Genomic DNA, 19,038 nt, shown 5'->3' on the forward strand with positions numbered 1-19,038 from the left:
ATACTGCGGCGATATGCTTACCGCAGGATAGAAAATGTCGACCACCACGCCACCCCTTGCGCTGCCGCTGAGCGTCATCCCCGCCGACATCCGCAGCGCCCAGGACTACGCCGCGCTGGCGCCGCACTTCATGGCGCCGTCGCATCTGGCCTACATCAGCGGCGGCAGCGGCTACGGCCTCAGCGTGGCCGCCAATGTGACGGCCTTCGAGCAGTGGGCCATCTACCCGCGCCTGCTGCGCGACGTCAGCCATGGCCACACGCGCATCCGCCTGGCCGGTGACGACTACGCGCATCCCTTCTTCCTGGCGCCAGTGGCCTTCCACAAGCTGGCGCACGCCGGCGGCGAAGTGGAAACCGCGCGCGCCGCGCAAGCCATCGATACCTGCATGATCGCCAGCACGCAATCCGCCTGCTCGCTGGAAGACACCGCCGCCGCTGCCGGTCCGCAACGCTGGTTCCAGCCGTATCTGCTGCCGCAGCGCGCACACACGCTGGACCTGCTGCGCCGCGCCGAAGCGGCCGGCTACCGCGCCATCGTGCTGACCGTGGATGCGCCGATTCAGGTCGCCAACCGCCGCGCGCTGGCGGCCAGGTTCCAGCTGCCGTCCGACGTCAGCGCCGTCAACCTGCGCGGCTACGACACCATGCCGCGCTTCGCCGGCAATGGCGACGGCGAAAGCCGCTTCTTCCAGGGCGCCATGCGCGGCGCGCCCAGCTGGGATGACATCCGTTGGGTGATGAGCCAAACCACGCTGCCGGTGTGGGTCAAAGGCGTACTGCATCCGGATGATGCGGTGGCGTTGCGCGACGCCGGCGTGGCCGGTATCGCCGTCTCCAACCACGGCGGCCGCAGCCTCGACGGCGCACCATCCGGACTGGACGTGCTGCCGGCGATACGCGCCGCCGTCGGCGCCGATTTGCCGTTGATGTATGACGGCGGCATCCAGTCGGGCAGCGACGCCTTCAAGGCGCTGGCCCTGGGCGCCAACGCGGTGGCGGTGGGGAGGTTGCAACTGTACGCGCTGAGCGTGGCCGGCGCGCTGGGCGTGGCCCATATGCTCAAGCTGCTGCGGGAAGAACTGGAAATCTGCATGGCGATGGCCGGTTGCGCCACCATCAGCGAGATCAACCGCGGCGCCCTGCTCCCGCAGGCACGCCGCCGCGATTAAGCACCCTGATTAAGCGCCCTTCTTCTTGCCGTTCACCACGGCCAGCTTGGGCGCCGCCGGACCGAAGATATCGGCAATCCGCTCCAGCCGTGTGGCCGCGTCGCCGACCAGCGTGCCAGTGGCGCCTGCCACCTGGCGGACGATGCCCAACGCGTTGGTGCGCGCTTCCGGTTCTTCCGGCAACAGCAGCGGCAGGTCGGCCAGCGCGGCCGCCTCGTTCAGTTGCAACATCACATACTGTTCGCGCACAATCTGCTTCAGCGAGGTCACGCTCATTTCCTTGTCATCCGAAGTGCGCAGGCGCAGCTGGCGTATTGCCGCAAACGCGCGCTCGTCGGCCGCACTCATTTCCGGACTGCGGAAAATGTACAGCAAGCCGCGGATGATGGCCTCGGTCAGGCCGCCTTCTTTGGTCTTCAGCGCCGCTGCCGCGCGGTTGGCGGTGGTCGCCGCTTCGCGTGCGATGTCACGGCCGATGCGGCGCGGCTTGCCGCCATCCGTGCTCAGCCCAACCAGCGCCTGTAACACCGGCGAACCGTAGACGCCGAGGAAGATGCTCTCGGTGGCCTGGTCGCGGATATCGCGGTAGCGGTCCAGCGACTCGACGATCTGCTTCGACCACGCCTCCTGCATCTGCAGGAACACATTGTCCTTGGCCACCGGCCGGCGTTCGGCGCGCACCTTTTCGGCCAGCGCCGGGATATTGTTCAGCAGCGGATTCTTGCTGGAGAACGCCGTGTAGCGGCGGCGCAGCGGATGCGCCTCGCGCTGTTGTTCGGCACTGGTTTCGGTGACCAGGCTTTTGACGATCGGACTGGCGAAGGTCTGGTACAAACCCTTGTTGATTTCCGACACGCGGGCGACGGTGGCAAAGCGGCGTTCGTCGGCCACATCGTTGCCGCCCAGTGCGCGCAGCGCATCCAGGTTGCGGCGCTCGAAACGCATCACGTAATCGCCGGCCGCCAGGTCGCCGGCGGCGATTTCCGCCTGCAGCATTTCCTCGTCTTTATCGAGGAACACCGCCTCGTACAGGCCGGGCGGCATGATGTCGATCATGTCCATCGCGGCAGTAAATTCCTCGTGCTCCTTGTTGGCCACCGAGGCCGATACGAAGATGCCCAGGTGGCCTATGCTCTGGTGCATGGAATAGATGATGGTCTGGCCGCCGGCCACCAGCGCCGCGTCGTCTTCGTACAGGTCCAGTACCCAGCCCAGCGCCTGCTGCGGCGGCGTGATGTCGTCGCCCCACGAGCAGAACACCACAATCGGCGACTTCACGTTGCGCAGGTCGATGCGGTGGCCGGCGCTGTCGAGCAGCGCGGCGTCGCTCAGGCGGTTGCCGACGAACAGCGAGTCGGCGATGTACTGCATCTCGCCGGCGTTCAGCAGCACCGGATTGCCCCACCATTTTTCAAAGTCGAGGAAGCGCTGCGCTTCGGTATCGATCTTGGAGTAGACGTTGTAGTTCTTGCTCCACAGTGTATTAGACGGATTCATCTTCTCGAAGTTTTCGACCAGCTGCGCGCCGTCGAAAATGCCGTTGCCCAGATCGCCGGCCAGCGCCGTCATCCAGGTGCCGCCGAGAATGCCGCCGAGGTAGCGCAGCGGATTCTTGCCGCGCACGCCGGCCCAATAAGACAGCGGCGCACCAGCCAGCACCAGCGGTCCGACCAGGTCCGGGTTCAGCGCGCTGGTCATCATGATCTGCCAGCCGGCCTGGCAGTTGCCGATCAGCGCCGGCTTGCCATCAGCCTGCGGATGCAGCTCGGCCACCTTGGCGATGAATAGCGCTTCGGCGCGGCACACATCTTCAATCGTCTGGCCGGGTACCGGATGCGGCGTGAAGCCGACGAAATAACAAGGATGACCGGCCTTCAGCACCACGCCGATTTCACTGTCATGCTTCATGCCGCCGATGCCGGGACCATGGCCGGCGCGCGGATCGAACACGATAAACGGGCGCTTGGTCGGATCGGGCTGGACGCCGTCCGGCTGCTGGATATGCAGCAGGCCGTAGTTGACCGGGCGCTCCAGCTGGCGGCCGTCCATCACCACGTCAAAGGCAAACGTCAGTACGTGCGGCGCGGTCTGCTCGGCACGGTGGTTGCGTTCATCGCCGCGTTGCCGCAGCACGTCCATGAACAGGACCGAGCGCTGCGCAGCGTCGATCCAGTAATCGCTTGCCTGCTGGGCAAGGTTGAAGGGATTGCCTGGCCAATTCAGCCAGGGATTGCTCTTGTCTTCGCTCACCGGGATCCTCCGTTGCGTTTATGCTGCCACGCACAAAAGTACCCCAGCGGAACGGAAAAGGCAAACAAAAACCGCAGCCGAGGCTGCGGTTTCTGGTGAAGTGGCGCCCAGTTGCCGGCGCCATTACACAGGGCTTAGAACTTGTGGTTGTATTCCACCGTGAACTTGGCATAACGTGGCGATTGGTAGTTCATCGCTTCGTTGTATTTTGCCGTGATCACGCTGCTGTCGCCATCATCGTAGGTTGGGTTGTTGCTCAGTGCAACCTGGTTGTTGAAGACGTTAAACACGTCCACTTTCACCGTCAAACCTTTGATCAGTTGTGGCGAGTAAGCCAGGTTCAGATCCAGACGTTTTTCCCAAGGCATGCGACCGATGCTGCCGCGTGGGCTTGGCTTGTCGCCGCAGTAGTAGTACTCGGCGCCATAGCCTGGGCCAAAGTATTCCTGGCCCAGTGGGTAGGCTGGATTGCTGCCGTTGTCGGACGCATCGTTGGTACCCAGGCACAGCTTAGGACGACCCGATTGCAGCAGCGCGAACGCACCGACGGTCACTTCCGGCGTCACCTGGTAGAAGCCGAACATCTTCAGCTGGTGCTTGCGGTCGTTTGGCAGCAGGCCATCCGAACCAGGCGCGAACTCTGGGAAGTCCCAGGCTGCCGAAGTGCCGACGTCTTTCTGGCCGGTATCCGAACGGGTCTGGCCTTCCATGTTGCCGGAGTTACGCGACAGCGTGTAGTTGATGCGGCCATACCAGCCGTTGCGCATTGGGTGCTCGGCGAAGAAGTCCAGTGCGGCGTAGGTACGCTTGGCTTCAGGCTCGCCGATTTCGGCAGCGGTGAAGTGAGCGATCTGGCCCTTGCCGGTCACGACCGGGTTACCGGCTGCATCGTTACCGTCCACCCACAGGCTGACATCGCGGCCCGGGTTGTAGATGAAGCAGTTGACGGCGCCCTGGTTCTGGATGTCGATGCCATGTTCGGCAGCGAATTTCAGAATTGGACGGGTGTCGCAGCTGTCATCGATACCAGCGCCCAGTTTGCGGTAGGTACCTTTGACGCCGAAGTTCAGGTCAGCGCTGTAGGCTTTTTCGAAGCCCAGCGTGATTTCGTCCTGATAGTTAGGCTTCAGGTCGGCAGCCACCACCGATTGGATGTTCTTCGCCTGGCCATATTCGCCATCGGACGATACCGGGGTGTTGACAGCGCGCACGCCCAGCGGTGCACCAGTGGTCGGATCGATGCCGGTGTAGGTGAACTCCTGGGTGGTGTAGGTCGAACGGCTGGCGGCACGGGCGGCGACTGCGGTTGGCAGTTGCAGGTAGTAACGGCCAGCGCTACCGTAGACTTTCAGCGAGCTGTCGCCATTCACGTCCCACGAAGCCGACACGCGTGGCGCCACTTCGTGCTTCATGTCAACGAACTTGGCGCCGTCGCCGGTCGAGTTGCTGTACGAGTCATTACGCAGACCCAGCGTCAGCAGCAGGTCCTTGCGCACTTGCCAGCGGTCTTCGATGTACTGCGCCGACTGCTTGGCCGAAGCCGAGGTCAGCGAGTTGAAGATCGATTGCGACACGTAATAACCAGCGGTACCGGAGCCGCCGAAGTCGGCGACGTTGCCTGGACGGGCGCCGGACAGGTTGATCGGCAGGCCAACGTTGGCGGCGCCAACGTATTTATACGCCCACGACGAACCGCCACTGCGGACCTGACCGGCAGCCGATGTATTCAGCTTGGCGGAGTCGATACCGGCGCGCAGCGTGTGGTTGTCCAGCTTGTATTCCAGATCGAAACGTGCCGCTTTGGTTTCATCTTCGCCAGGGCTGCTGATATAGCCAGGGAAGATGTTGTAGTTGCGGTACAGCGCAGGATCAATCGCGCCCCACTTGGCGGTGGTGCCGTAGGTAATGGTCGGCGGTACGCCACCGGTGCCGGCGTTGGCGCCCAGCGCTTCGTAGCTGATGCCGTGCTTGCTCTTCAGTACGCCGTACAGGCCGGTGATCACCAGGTTATCGGTCAGGTTGCCGGTGTACTTCAGCATGTTGACGGTGGCGCCTGGGGTGCCTGGGAATTCAGGATCGGTTGGGCCCAGGTTTTTGCCCACGGCCGACGAATACAGCTGGCCGTTCGGCACGCCATCGAGTTGCGCGGCAGCGTTAGGATTATTTGGATTCAGCGTATAGCCGTATTGCTGGTAGCGGGTCTGGCTGCTGTCGCCGGCCGTGGTGAATTCCAGGCGGTGATCGTCATTGATGTTCCAGTCCAGCTTACCCAACCAGCGGTTTTCCTGCGAACGGTTCTTGGCGTAGCCGCTCTGGTTGATGGTAGCCGGATTGGTCACCGAGGTCGAGCTGACATACGCATCCTTGCCGATGGTCTGATCGCCGGCAATGAACATGAACAGCTTGTCCTTGATGATCGGACCGCCCAGGTAGGCGCCGTACTGGGTGCTGCTGACCGAACGGTTGTCGCGGCGCACGTCCAGTTTGCCGTCGGTGGCGGCGTTGTTCACGTCGCCGGTGTTGGCGTAGTTGTAGTTGTGATACGCGGCGCGCATGCTGGCTGGCTCGATGCTGTACATCGCGCCGCCTTCCCAGGTGTTGGTGCCGCTCTTCGACGTTACGCTCAGCACGCCGCCGATCGAACGGCCGTACTCGGCGCCGAAGCCGCCGGTCATCACCGACGCCTGCTGGATCGCGCCAAATGGCAGTTCCATCGAGCCCAACTGGCTCAGCGGATTGGTGATCGGGAAACCGTTCAGGTAGAACGCATTTTCCGACGCGCCCGAACCGCCGAACGACGAGGTATTGCCGAAGGCGGAATCGGCACGGGTGGTATTCGGGGCCAGCAACACGATGGCGTTCAGCGTCTGGGCGACTGGCAGTTTTTCCAGTTCCTTGGCGGTGAAGATGGCGCCATTGTTGGTGTTGGAGACGTCGATGCGGTTGCGGCGACCGGTCACTTGCACGGCCTGGACAGCAGCAGCGGTGAAGGAAGCGTTGGCGCCTTGGCCGGCGTAGACGTCGACTTCAGTGGTTTGAGCAACTTTGCCATCGCGCAGCAGTTCCACGCGGTAGTGGCCGGCTGGCAGCGCGGTTGCCTGGTAACGGCCGCTGGCGTCCAGGTTGATGGCACGCTTCAGACCGGTCTCAGTGTTGGTCAACGATACCGAGGCGCCGGCTGGCGCATCGATCGAGCCGTAGATGTTACCGCTGGAGTTCGACTGCGCCATAACTGGCTGGACGACACCCGCAGCGACGATAACGCTACCAAACGCGATTGTTAAGGCGCGCGCGATCACAGTTTTTCTCAACATAGTTTTTTCAATTCCCGATTAGTAGGCTGGCGGCAGTGAGTGGGTGTGTTTTCCACCGTCCAGCTTTTTTTAGTAATACGACTCTTTGTAACCAAAAAGCGCTTTTTCTACCAACTTTTAGAGAGCGTTTCTTAACAATCTAAGAATGAGCCCGTGGAATGATCAGACCATGTCGCTCAAACTGATGTCAATTGCACAGGAATAATTTCATCATTAATACAACGTTGCTGTGTTGTTTTGATGAGAAATGCACCATTTTAGTGCAATAAATCACCATTTTGTAGCGTTGATGCACCGCGATTTTTAGGCATAAATTTTACTTAACATGGTTTAACAGCGATTTAAATTAGCTTAAACAGAATAATTAGAAATTTAATTTAGTAAAATCCCCATTAACCAAAATGGTGCGCCACGCAGCCAATCCGCCGCATGCGTACCATTGTATCGGTATGCACCGTTTTGTATCGCAGGTAACGCAATGTAAATTCCTGCGTAACGCAATGTAACCAGGAGTAACGTAAAGTATCGAAAAATACCGTTAGAAATAAAAAAAACCGCCCGGTTTGCACCGGGCGGTTTCTTTAAACGCGCTCTGAGGGAGGCTTATGCTTCGCGCGAAGCCTTCTTACGCTCGTGCTCTTTCAGGAAGCGTTTGCGCAGACGGATCGATTTCGGGGTGATTTCCACCAGTTCGTCGTCGTCGATGAATTCCACGGCGTATTCCAGCGACATCTGGATCGGCGGCACCAGGCGCACGGCTTCGTCGGTACCCGAGGAACGCACGTTGGTCAGCTGCTTGCCCTTGATCGGGTTCACCACCAGATCGTTGTCGCGCGAGTGGATACCGATGATCATGCCTTCGTACACTGGGTCGTTGTGGACCACGAACATACGGCCGCGATCCTGCAGTTTCCAGATAGCGTAAGCAACAGCGGCGCCGTCGTCTTGCGAGATCAGCACGCCGTTGCGACGGCCGCCCAGTTCGCCCTTGGTGTTGTCTACTGGAGCGTAGGCGTCAAACACGTGCGACATCAGGCCGGTACCGCGGGTCAGGGTCATGAATTCGCCCTGGAAACCGATCAGGCCACGTGCTGGAATACGGTATTCCAGACGCACACGGCCTTTGCCGTCCGATTCCATGTTTTGCAGGTCGCCACGACGACGGCCCAGTTCTTCCATCACGCCGCCCTGGTTGGCTTCTTCAACGTCAACCGACAGTTGCTCGAACGGCTCATGGCGCACGCCATCCACCATTTTGAACACCACGCGTGGACGCGATACAGCCATCTCGAAACCTTCGCGACGCATGTTTTCGATCAGGATGGTCAGGTGCAGCTCGCCGCGACCCGATACTTCGAAGGTGGTGTCGTCTTCGGTTGGTGCAACGCGCAGTGCCACGTTGGCTTTCAGTTCTTTGTCCAGACGGTCGCGCAGTTGACGCGAGGTCACGAACTTGCCTTCGCGGCCAGCCAGTGGCGAGTTGTTGACCATGAAGTTCATGGTCAGGGTCGGCTCGTCGACGGTCAGCATCGGCAGCGGATCAGGGGTGTCGGTGGCGCACAGCGTCGAACCGATACCGATTTCATCGATACCGTTGATCAGGCAGATGTCGCCGGCAACAGCTTCGTCCACCAGCACGCGCTCCAGGCCCTTGAAATTCAGCACCTGGTTGATGCGGCCTTTGATTGGGGTAGCGCCTGGGCCGTTGATGACCAGAACGTCCTGGCCGACCTTGACGGTGCCGCGGTTGACGCGGCCAATGCCGATCTTGCCGACGTACGACGAGTAGTCCAGCGAGGTAATTTGCATCTGCAGCGGACCGTCCGGATTGTCGTCACGGACTGGCACGTGTTCCAGGATGGCGTCGAACAGTGGCTTCATGTCGCCTTCGCGCACGTCTTCGGTCAGGCCGGCGTAGCCGTTCAGGCCCGAAGCGTAAACGATAGGGAAGTCCAGTTGCTCGTCGGTTGCGCCCAGCTTGTCGAACAGTTCGAAGGTCTGGTTGATGGCCCAGTCAGCGCGCGCGCCCGGACGGTCAACCTTGTTGACCACGACGATCGGCTTCAGGCCCAGGGCCAGCGCTTTACGGGTCACGAAACGGGTCTGTGGCATTGGGCCTTCCTGGGCATCCACCAGCAGCAGAACCGAGTCAACCATCGACAGAACACGTTCCACTTCGCCGCCGAAGTCGGCGTGGCCTGGGGTGTCAACGATGTTGATGTGGGTGCCTTCGTACTCAACCGCGCAATTCTTCGACAGAATCGTAATGCCGCGCTCTTTTTCGAGGTCGTTCGAGTCCATCACGCGGGTATCAACCGCCTGGTTTTCGCGGAAGGTGCCGGACTGGCGCAGCAGTTGGTCAACCAGGGTGGTTTTACCGTGGTCAACGTGGGCGATGATTGCAATATTGCGAATTGCGCGTTTAGTAGTAGACATGGTCGTTATCTTGGGGAAAAACTTCAGGTGCGTACAAGTCGTACGGGTAGCCAGCTAGTATAGCATGTTGCGTTGCAACTTCATCGCTTTATTCCGCGACAAAGGCGATTAATCGTTCCGGCTGCAGGATGCTGTATTCGCCGAGGATGGCGGTGCCCAGCAGCTTGGCGTCCAGGTACACGCGCACCCTGCCCTGCTCCGCCGGCACGCTGATCGCGGGTTCCTTGCCCAGCGCCAGGCGCTGGCCATTGAGGAAACGCTTGGCCAGTTCGGCGTTCAGTTGCACCGCCGGGAAGCTGGACAACAGCGCATCGACCGGCGACAGCAGCGTCAGCGGCGCTTCGTGCGCGACCAGTTCATCCAGCGTAATCATGTGCTCGGTGGTCAGCGCGCCGACCTGCGTGCGGCGCAGCGCATTCAGATGGGCGCCGCAGCCGAGCGCTTCGCCGATGTCCTGGCCCAGCACGCGGATATAGGTGCCCTTGCTGCAGGTAACCGACAGCTTCAGGAACGGCGCTTCATACGCAATCAACTCCAGCTTGTGGATGGTGACGTCGCGCGCTTCGCGTTCCAGCGTGATGCCTTCGCGGGCGTATTCATACAACGGCTTGCCGTCGCGCTTGAGCGCCGAATACATCGGCGGCACCTGCTTGATCGGGCCGCGGAACTGCGCCAGCACGGCGTGGATCTGCTCCAGCGTGACGTTGACGTCGCGCGTATCGATCACTTCGCCTTCGGTGTCGCCGGTATCGGTGGTCTGGCCCAGGTGCACAGTGGTGTCGTAGCTCTTGTCCGCCTCCAGCAAGTCCTGCGAGAACTTGGTGGCCTCGCCGAAGCACAAAGGCAAGAGGCCAGTGGCGAACGGATCGAGGGTGCCGGTATGGCCGGCCTTCTTGGCGTTGAGCACGCGCTTGGCCTTGATCAGCGCATCGTTGCTGGAAAAGCCCACCGGTTTGTCGAGCAGCAGCACGCCGTCCACCAGATCGCGGACGCGTTTGGTACGGGCTTGATTCATTACGCTTCGCCGTCTTCCTTGCCGTCGTCCAGCGAGCGCGTGCTGTTGGCCTGGTCGATCAGCGCCGACATCGCCATGCCGCGCGCGGCCGAAGTGTCGTGCACGAAGTGCAGCTGCGGCAGCGTGTGGATATGCAGGCGCTTGCCCAGCATATTGCGAAGGTAGCCGGCGGCGGCGTGCAGGCCGGCCAGCGTGTTTTTGACCGATTCCGGATCGTCCTTCAGCATGGTGAAGAAGATTTTCGCGTGCGCGTAGTCCGGGGTGACTTGCACCTCGGCCAGCGTGATCATGCCGACGCGCGGGTCCTTGAGTTCAAAAACGATCAGTTCGGACAGGTCTTTCTGGATCTGATCGGCCACGCGCAGACCGCGCTGGGGGATGTTTTTACTATGTTTTGCCATGATGATTCCATAAACGGCAAGTGGACGGGAGCTGATGCCCCCGTCCACTTTACCAGATGCTGCTGTATGCGTCCGAAATTACAGGGTACGAGCGATTTCCTGTACTTCGAACACTTCCAGGGAGTCGCCCACCTGGATGTCGTTGTAGTTCTTCAGCGACAGGCCGCACTCCAGACCGGCGCGTACTTCTTTGGCGTCGTCCTTGAAGCGTTTGAGCGAGTCGATTTCGCCAGTCCACACCACGATGTTGTTGCGCAGCAGGCGAACCGACGACGAACGTTTGACCACGCCATCGGTGACCAGGCAACCGGCAACCGCGCCGACTTTGGACACCAGGATAACCTGGCGTACTTCGACCTGACCGATAACGGTCTCGCGCTTCTCTGGCGCCAACATGCCCGACAACGCCGATTTGATCTCGTCGATCGCATCGTAAATGATGTTGTAGTAGCGAATGTCCACACCGTTCGACTCGGCCAGCTTGCGGGCCTGGGCATCAGCACGGGCGTTAAAGCCGATGATGACTGCTTTCGAGGCCACGGCCAGATTGACGTCCGACTCGGTGATGCCACCGACCGCAGCGTGCACGATCTGGACCCGAACTTCCGAGGTCGACAGTTTCTGCAGCGAGCTGACCAGCGCTTCTTGCGAACCCTGCACGTCGGTCTTGACGATCAGCGGCAGGTTTTTGACTTCGCCTTCGGCCATCTGGCCGAACATGTTTTCCAGCTTCGCGGCTTGCTGCTTGGCCAGTTTCACGTCGCGGAACTTACCTTGACGGAACAGACCAATTTCACGTGCTTTACGCTCGTCGGCCATGACCATGACTTCTTCACCGGCTTGCGGCACTTCGGTCAGACCCTGGATCTCGACCGGAATCGATGGACCCGCTTCGTTGATCGGCTTGCCGTTCTCATCCAGCATCGCACGAACGCGGCCGAAGGAGGAACCAGCCAGAATCACGTCGCCGCGCTTCAGCGTACCGGACTGCACCAGCACGGTCGCGACCGGGCCCTTGCCTTTGTCCAGACGGCCTTCGACGACCAGGCCACGGGCCGGCGCATCGATCGGCGCTTTCAGTTCCAGCACCTCGGCTTGCAGCAGCACTTGCTCCAGCAGGTTGTCGATGCCTTCACCGGTCTTGGCTGATACCGGCACGAATGGCGATTCGCCACCGTATTCTTCCGGCACCACGCTCTCGGCAACCAGCTCTTGCGTAACGCGGTCGACGTTGCCACCTGGTTTGTCGATCTTATTGATCGCCACCACCAGCGGTACACCGGCTGCTTTCGCGTGAGCGATCGCTTCTTTGGTCTGCGGCATCACGCCGTCGTCGGCTGCCACCACCAGGATCACGATGTCGGTAGCTTTCGCACCGCGGGCACGCATTGCCGTAAAGGCTTCGTGACCCGGCGTATCCAGGAAGGTGATCATGCCGCGCGGGGTGTCCACGTGGTATGCGCCGATGTGCTGGGTAATGCCGCCGGCTTCGCCCGACGCCACTTTGGCGCGGCGGATGTAATCCAGCAGCGAGGTCTTACCGTGGTCGACGTGACCCATGACGGTGACCACCGGTGCACGCGGCACCGATTCAAAGTGGGCATGCTCGCCCTGGTCGGCCAGGATCGCTTCCGGATCGTCCATCTCGGCAGCGTGGGCTTTGTGACCCATCTCCTCGACCACGATCATCGCGGTTTCCTGATCCAGCACCTGGTTGATGGTGCACATCTGGCCCAGCTTCATCAGCTGCTTGATGACTTCGGACGCCTTGACCGACATCTTGTGCGCCAGTTCGGCCACGGTGATGGTTTCCGGCACGTGCACGTCTTTGATGACGGCTTCGGTCGGGGCCTGGAAGTTGGTCTCGCGATCATCCGATTGATGATGACGACGACCGCCGCCCTTGCCACCGCGCCAGCTGTCGCGACCGGTGCCAGCACCTGGACCGCTACGGCCTTTGTTGGCGCCGCCTGGTGCGCCACGTTTCTTGGCGTCGTCCGACCAGGTCGACGACACATTGGCCGACTTGATCGATTTCTTGTCCGCAGTACCGACCGCAGGCTTCTTGTCGCCTGGCTTGTCGCCCGGCTTGGCGGTGGCGCCGGTGGCTGGCTTGTGCAGCGTGCCTTCGGCGACTTTTGGCTTGACGGGCGCAGGCGCCGGCTCAGGTGCCTTGATGGCGCGACGTGGCGCGTTCATCATGGCCTTGATCTGGGCCACTTCGTCGGCAACAGCCTGACGAGCGCGCTCAGTGGCAGCGGCTTGATCAGCAGCTTCCTTGGCGACCACGGCAGCCTTTTTCTTGGCTTCGTCGGCAGCAGCTTTTTTCTTCGCGTCTTCCGCAGCGGTGTCGACCGCAGGCGCGGCCGGCGCAGCCGAAGTCGGCGCAGCGGTCGCGGCCTTGGCGGCAGCAGCAGCTTTCTTGGCTTCTTCCTTGGCTTCGGCTTCCGCTTCCTTCTTGGCGGCGGCGGCGGCTTCGGCGTTGGCTTTTTCCTGGGCGGCTTTATCCGCTTCCAGCTTGGCCAGACGCTCTTGCTTCTCGCGCAGTTCCGCTTCCTGACGGGCGATCAGTTCAGCTTGTTTCTTGACGTCTTCTTCGCGGCGTGCGACTTCGGCCGGATCGACCACTGGCTCAGGCGCTGGCGCCGGCGTGGTGGTCAGCGGTTCGTCGCGCTGCACGAAGGTACGCGTTTTCTTGACGGCGACCTGGATGGTGCGGGCCTTGCCATTGGCGTCGGCCTGCTTGATCTCGGTGGTTTCCTTGCGCGTCAGCGTAATTTTCTTCTTCTCTTCAGCACCGGCGCCATGGGTACGGCGCAGGTGATCGAGCAGCTTATCCTTATCCTCTTTCGACAATGGATCTGACGCCGAACTTTTTTCGACGCCGGCAGAACGCAGCTGCGTCAGCAGCAAGTCTGCAGGCATCTTCAGTTCGGTGGCAAATTGGGCTACGTTGTTACTCGCCATTCAGTCCTCTTTTCTATGTGTCGCGGAGATGATAAAGATAATCAAATTAAGCCTTTGCAGATTCAGTCAGACTCCAGGCCTTGGCTTGCAAGCCTTTGGCACGGTCGTCGTACTTCGCATCAACCAACTTCATCTCATCGTCGGTCACATCTTCAAATTCACTCGTAATCAGTGCGCGTGCACGGTCAGACGACAGGGCCAGAATGGCGCCGAACTCGTCATAAGCCAGGCCGGCAAACGCTTCTACCGTTTTGATACCAGCCAGGCCCAGCTTGCCGGCGGTGATGCGGTCCATACCTTCCAGACCGACCAGCGCCTCGTCCATGCCTTCCAGGCCTTCTTCCGAAGCGATGGCTTCGGTGACCAGGGCGTCACGGGCGCGGGTGCGCAGTTCGTTGACCGTATCTTCGTCAAACGATTCGATTTCCAACATTTCGGAGATCGGCACGTAAGCGATTTCTTCCAGGCTGGCAAAGCCTTCTTCCACCAGAATGTCGGCCACTTCCTGGTCGACATCCAATTTTTCCATGAACAGCGCGCGAATCGCGGCGGTTTCCTGGGCTGCCTTGTCGGCCGATTCCTCGGCCGTCATGATGTTAATTTTCCAGCCGGTCAGATCGGACGCCAGGCGCACGTTCTGGCCCGAGCGGCCGATAGCGATGGCCAGGTTTTCCTCGTCCACCACCACGTCCATGGCGTGCTTCTCTTCGTCGACGACGATCGAGGACACATTGGCCGGGGCCAGCGCGCCGATCACGAACTGCGCCGGATCTTCCGACCACAGCACGATGTCCACGCGCTCGCCGCCCAGCTCACCGGTCACAGCCTGCACGCGCGAACCGCGCATACCGACGCAGGTGCCGATCGGGTCGATGCGTTTGTCGGCCGTGTAGACAGCGATCTTGGCGCGGACGCCAGCATCACGGGCCGCCGATTTAATTTCCAGCATGCCTTGTTCGATTTCCGGCACTTCCAGCTCGAACAGCTTGGCGATGAATTCCGGCGCGGTGCGCGACAGGATCACTTGCGGGCCGCGCATATTGCGGTCCACGCGCAGGATGTAAGCACGGACGCGGTCGCCGATACGCAGATTCTCTTTCGGGATCATCTGGTCGCGTGGCAGGCGGGCTTCGATCTTGCCGGATTCCACGATGGCATCGCCGCGCTCCATGCGCTTGATGGTGCCGGTGACCAGCGAATCGCCGCGTTCCAGGAAGTCGGCCAGGATCTGTTCACGTTCAGCGTCACGCACGCGCTGCAGGACCACCTGTTTGGTGTCTTGCGCAAAGCGGCGGCCGAATTCCACGGATTCGATCGGCTCTTCGATGTGGTCGTCCACTTCGATATCCGCGATCTGTTCCTTGGCTTCGAAGTGCAGGATTTCCTGGTCCGGCAGTTGCAGGCCCGCTTCATCCGGCACCACGTGCCAGCGACGGAAGGATTCGAACTCACCCGACTCGCGGTCGATCGAAACGCGGATGTCTACTTCACCCTCATACCGTTTCTTCGTGGCTTGTGCCAACGCGAATTCCAGTGCGCCGAAAACGACATCTTTATCGACGTTCTTCTCACGCGCCAGCGCGTCTACCAATAACAAAACTTCGCGACTCATGCTTTGCGTCCCTTAAAATCCACCTGCGGCACCAAGCGTGCCTTATCCACATCGGCGAGCGTAAAATCCAACTGCGCCGGACCTTCATTGCTTTCAAATTCCAACGACAAATTCTCGCCGACGGGCTCCAGCAGGACGCCCGTGAACGATTTCCGGTTGTTCGTACCCGGCATGGCTGCGCGCAGTTTGATCACGACTTCACTGCCGGCAAAACGGCTGAAGTCCGACAGCTTGCGCAGCGGACGATCGAGGCCCGGCGACGAGATTTCGAGACGTTCGTAATTCACGTTCTCGACCGTCAGCACGTGCGACAACTGATGGCTGACCGTGGCACAATCTTCCACGGTGATCATGCCTTTTTCTTCGGCATCTTCGGCGCTGAAATCGATAAACACGCGCAGCAGTCCGCGCTCGGCCCGTTCGACATCAACCAGCTCATAGCCCAGACCAATGACGGTCTTTTCAATTAAATCCAGAAGCTGCAAGAAATTCTCCAGTCCAAGGCTTGTTAATATGGTGCAAAACAAGCCGTTCAAAACGGTTCAACAAAAAAAAAATGGGCATCTGCCCATCTTTCTAAAACACCCAGCCAGATGAAGAGTTCCGCTGCGAGTCGCAATTGGAACTTCTACTAGGCTGCATATTATAACCTTATATGAAGTTCGCTGCAATGCCGCACAGGCGGCATGGCAGACTTACAACAAGGCGAAAGCTGCTAAATCAACCCTTGCGGCGACGCGGCATACCGTGGTCGGCAGCGCCGCCACGAGGTGGCTGACCACGGCGTGGCGCACCACTGGATGCACCGAAGCCGAAGGTGGTTTGCAGCGGATCCGGCTGACGCGGGCCACGGCTCGGACCCTTGGCTTGCTGACCACGTGGCTGACCTTGGCCGCCCTGACCCTGACCGCCCTGGCCTTGCGGACGACCGCCCTGACCTTGCGCGCGCGGCGCCGGGCCTTCGCCCAGCGGACGGCCACCGGCGTAACCGCCGATACCCTGCGGACGACCGCCTGGACGGCTCGAAGTCTGCCCCTGGCCGCCTTGGCCAGCTGGACGCCCCTTGCCGCCGCGACCGGCATTGCCGCCGCCAGCGCCACCGCCGAAACCGCCACCCTGGCCACGACCGCCATTGCGGGCTGGCTTGCCGAATGGCAACGCATTGGCGTTGCTCGTATCGGCGCGGTTGAAGTTCGGCTCGTTGTCGTCATCTTCGTCGTCATCGTCGAAGTCACGCTCGTCGCGACGGTTGCCGCGCTCAATATGCTGATCGCCCTGACCGTTGCGGCCGCGTTTTTCCGGACCTTTGTTCTGGGCCGGCTTGGCTTGCTGCTGCCCCTTGCCGCGCGGCGCGGCGGCTGCCGCTGCTGGCGCAGGCGCATCGCCACCACCTTTTTTCTCGATGCTGTAGGCAGCCATCAGGCCGCGCACTGCATTCTCTTCCATCTCTTCCCAACGGCCGCGTTTCAGGCTGCTTGGCAGCGTCATGGCGCCGTAACGGGTACGGATCAGGCGCGACACGGTCAGGCCGATGGCTTCAAACATGCGGCGCACTTCGCGGTTACGGCCTTCGCCGATGATCACTCGATACCACTTGTTGATGCCCTCGCCGCCGCCGTCGGCGATTTTCGAGAACTGCGCCACGCCGTCTTCCAGCTCAACGCCGCCCAGCAGTTTCTGGCGCATGCCTTCTTCCAGCGGGCCCAGGGTACGCACCGCGTATTCGCGGTCGATGCCGTAGCGTGGGTGCATCAGGCGGTTCGCCAGGTCACCGGAAGTGGTGAACAGCAGCAGGCCTTCGGTGTTGAAGTCGAGACGGCCAACGGCCAGCCATTTGCCGGCCTTCATGGTCGGCAGACGATCGAACACCGATGGACGGCCATCCGGATCATCCATCGAGACGATCTCGCCGGCTGGCTTGTGATACACCAGCACGCGCGGCGGCTTTTTGCTGACGCGGCGCTGAATCAGTTTACCGTTGATGCGCACGGCATCGGTCGGCAGGATGCGCTGGCCGATGTGGGCCGGCTCACCGTTGACCGACACGCGGCCGGAAACGATCAGCTCTTCCATGTCGCGGCGCGAACCCAGGCCGGCTTCAGCCAGTACCTTGTGCAGTTTTGGCGCATCGTCGTCCGCCGTCAGGTCGCGGCGGGCCGCTTTCTGTGGCTGGCGACCCTTGCTGTCGTCGCTGTCGAACGCATCCGACGTCACGTAGGAGAACGCGGCATCCGCGTCGTTTGGCTTGCCGCCGGCGTTCTGACCGCCACGCTGCTTGCCGTTCTTGCCGCCATTGCGTGGTGGCTTGCCGTTGCGCGCATTGTTGCGATCGCCGCGCTCGTGGCGTGGCTTGCCGTCGGTAGCGACTGGTGCTGCGCCTTCCGCACCCTCAACGACCGGAGCAGCCTCGACTGCGACTGGCTCCGGACGCGGGTTCAGCGCTTCACGGACAGCGCGCTGTTCGCGCATCTGGCGCGGACCGCGTGGACGCTGCTGGCGCTCAACGCGCTCACCGGCTTCGGCCGGCGCTGCATCAGCGGCAGGCGCCGATGCCGGCGCGGCGGAAGCCTCGGCGACAACCGCATCAGCGGCCGGTGCGGCTTTCTTGGCGCGCGGCTTGGCGGGTGGCTTGGAAGCCGGCTCGGCAGCAGTAGCTTCAGCTGCCGGTGCGGCGGCTTCCACGGCGACGTCGGCTTTCTTGGCGCGCGCTTTTTTCACTGGCGCCAGCGTGTTGGAAGCGACTGCTTCAGCAGCTTCCGCTTTTGGCTTGGCCTTGGCTTTCGGCTTGGCGGCTGGCGCGTCACCGGAAGTGGCGGCGGCAGCATCGGCCTCGATTTGGGCTTTGGTACGGCGCTTAGGCTTGGCGACTACGTCCGCCGCAGGTGCGTCGATGATCTCTGGGGTATCAGGTTTGTTCATTATTCGTTTCTTGGTTGTGCTCAGCGTCAACCGTTAAATCTGGCGCAGGGCCGGGTTCTTGCTCAATGTCCGCATGGTCGGCACCGTCCTGCTGCGCCGCTTTCTCAAAGTTCTCTTGCAGAGCCGCTTCCAGGGTTTCCATCGCGTTCTGACCATCACTGATTTGCTGCAACGGCGGCAGCTGGGACAGCGAATTCAAGCCCAAATCATCTAAAAACTGTTTGGTGGTGCCCAGCAAGGCTGGACGGCCGACCACATCGCGATAACCGATGGCGTCGACCCAACCACGGTCTTCCAGCATCTTGATCGTCTGCGAATTGACGGCCACGCCACGGATTTCCTCGATATCGCCGCGCGTCACCGGCTGGCGATAGGCGATGATGGCCAGGGTTTCCAGCGTGGCCCGCGAATACTTCGGCGGCTTTTCCGGATTCAGCCGTTCAAGATACAGCTTCATCTCCGGACGGCTCTGGAAGCGCCAGCCGGTCGACAGGCTGATCACCTCGACGCCCTTGCCGGCCCAGTCCAGCCGCAACTCTTCCAACAATTCCTTGATCGTATCGGCGCCTACACCGGGGCCGCGCGGCCGGTCCTGATCGTCCAGCTCGACAAACAGTTTTTTCAGACTGTGGATCGACAACGGCTCACGAGCGCATAGCAAGGCGGTTTCGAGGACTTTTTTAGCCTCAACTGTATCCATAAGCAAAATCGAAAGAAATCAATCACATTCAGTGAGGCTGGCGGGAGGACTCGCTGAAGCTGCTTTTCCGACACCAAGGCCTATGCGCACCCGGCGGGAAGGAGGGACTTGCCGGCAACAGCCGAAGCCGTTGCTTTCTACGTAAAACGTGGGCAGGAAGCCAGACGTTTCATCCAACAACGCGAATTGTACCTGATAAAACTACAAAAAGCGCATTTCGCCGTCATCGAAATGTAACGGAAGCCGGCAATCT

At 61.0% G+C, this 19,038-nt stretch carries 11 protein-coding genes; 1 reads left to right on the forward strand and 10 read right to left on the reverse strand.

Annotated elements, in window-relative coordinates; all coding sequences use genetic code 11:
* Window positions 1-34 precede the first annotated feature (34 nt).
* On the forward strand, window positions 35-1,171 hold the full coding sequence (locus GTP69_RS06000; RefSeq protein ID WP_161054027.1) for an alpha-hydroxy acid oxidase: 1,137 nt from the start codon (window positions 35-37) through the stop codon (window positions 1,169-1,171).
* Between the two features lie 9 nt (window positions 1,172-1,180).
* Here GTP69_RS06000 and GTP69_RS06005 read toward each other — a convergent pair whose 3' ends face one another.
* The 10 genes from GTP69_RS06005 to scpB form a co-directional block, all read right to left on the reverse strand.
* Window positions 1,181-3,421, reverse strand: coding sequence for a DUF3141 domain-containing protein (locus tag GTP69_RS06005; RefSeq protein WP_161054028.1), 2,241 nt, complete (start codon window positions 3,419-3,421; stop codon window positions 1,181-1,183).
* A 134-nt stretch (window positions 3,422-3,555) separates the two neighbouring features.
* Window positions 3,556-6,735 carry a TonB-dependent receptor gene (locus GTP69_RS06010; RefSeq protein WP_161054029.1) on the reverse strand — a complete coding sequence of 1,060 codons (3,180 nt, stop codon included), beginning with the start codon at window positions 6,733-6,735 and terminating at the stop codon, window positions 3,556-3,558.
* A 603-nt stretch (window positions 6,736-7,338) separates the two neighbouring features.
* Window positions 7,339-9,171: a translational GTPase TypA gene (gene typA / locus GTP69_RS06015; protein WP_161054030.1), complete on the reverse strand. Its 1,833-nt coding sequence runs from the start codon at window positions 9,169-9,171 to the stop codon at window positions 7,339-7,341.
* Window positions 9,172-9,259: 88 nt separating this feature from the next.
* Complete coding sequence (gene truB, locus GTP69_RS06020; RefSeq protein WP_161054031.1) at window positions 9,260-10,186, reverse strand: tRNA pseudouridine(55) synthase TruB; 927 nt, start codon at window positions 10,184-10,186, stop codon at window positions 9,260-9,262.
* Window positions 10,186-10,587: a 30S ribosome-binding factor RbfA gene (rbfA, locus tag GTP69_RS06025; protein WP_161054032.1), complete on the reverse strand. Its 402-nt coding sequence runs from the start codon at window positions 10,585-10,587 to the stop codon at window positions 10,186-10,188. The genes truB and rbfA overlap by 1 nt, the downstream gene beginning before the upstream one ends.
* Before the next feature lie 78 nt (window positions 10,588-10,665).
* Window positions 10,666-13,554 carry a translation initiation factor IF-2 gene (infB, locus tag GTP69_RS06030; protein WP_161054033.1) on the reverse strand — a complete coding sequence of 963 codons (2,889 nt, stop codon included), beginning with the start codon at window positions 13,552-13,554 and terminating at the stop codon, window positions 10,666-10,668.
* Window positions 13,555-13,600: 46 nt separating this feature from the next.
* Window positions 13,601-15,166 (reverse strand): transcription termination factor NusA, encoded by a 1,566-nt coding sequence (nusA, locus tag GTP69_RS06035; RefSeq protein ID WP_110847054.1) that lies wholly within the window; start codon window positions 15,164-15,166, stop codon window positions 13,601-13,603.
* Window positions 15,163-15,651 (reverse strand): ribosome maturation factor RimP, encoded by a 489-nt coding sequence (rimP, locus tag GTP69_RS06040; RefSeq protein WP_161054034.1) that lies wholly within the window; start codon window positions 15,649-15,651, stop codon window positions 15,163-15,165. Before rimP ends, nusA begins: the two co-directional genes overlap by 4 nt.
* Window positions 15,652-15,886: 235 nt before the next feature.
* Entirely contained in the window at window positions 15,887-18,085 is a 2,199-nt protein-coding gene (locus GTP69_RS06045) for a pseudouridine synthase (RefSeq protein ID WP_161054035.1), read from the reverse strand.
* Complete coding sequence (gene scpB, locus GTP69_RS06050) at window positions 18,072-18,785, reverse strand: SMC-Scp complex subunit ScpB (protein WP_161043751.1); 714 nt, start codon at window positions 18,783-18,785, stop codon at window positions 18,072-18,074. The genes GTP69_RS06045 and scpB overlap by 14 nt, the downstream gene beginning before the upstream one ends.
* Between the last annotated feature and the right edge of the window lie 253 nt (window positions 18,786-19,038).

This window comes from Duganella levis, from assembly GCF_009857605.1.
Taxonomy (GTDB): Bacteria; Pseudomonadota; Gammaproteobacteria; order Burkholderiales; family Burkholderiaceae_D; genus Rugamonas; species Rugamonas levis.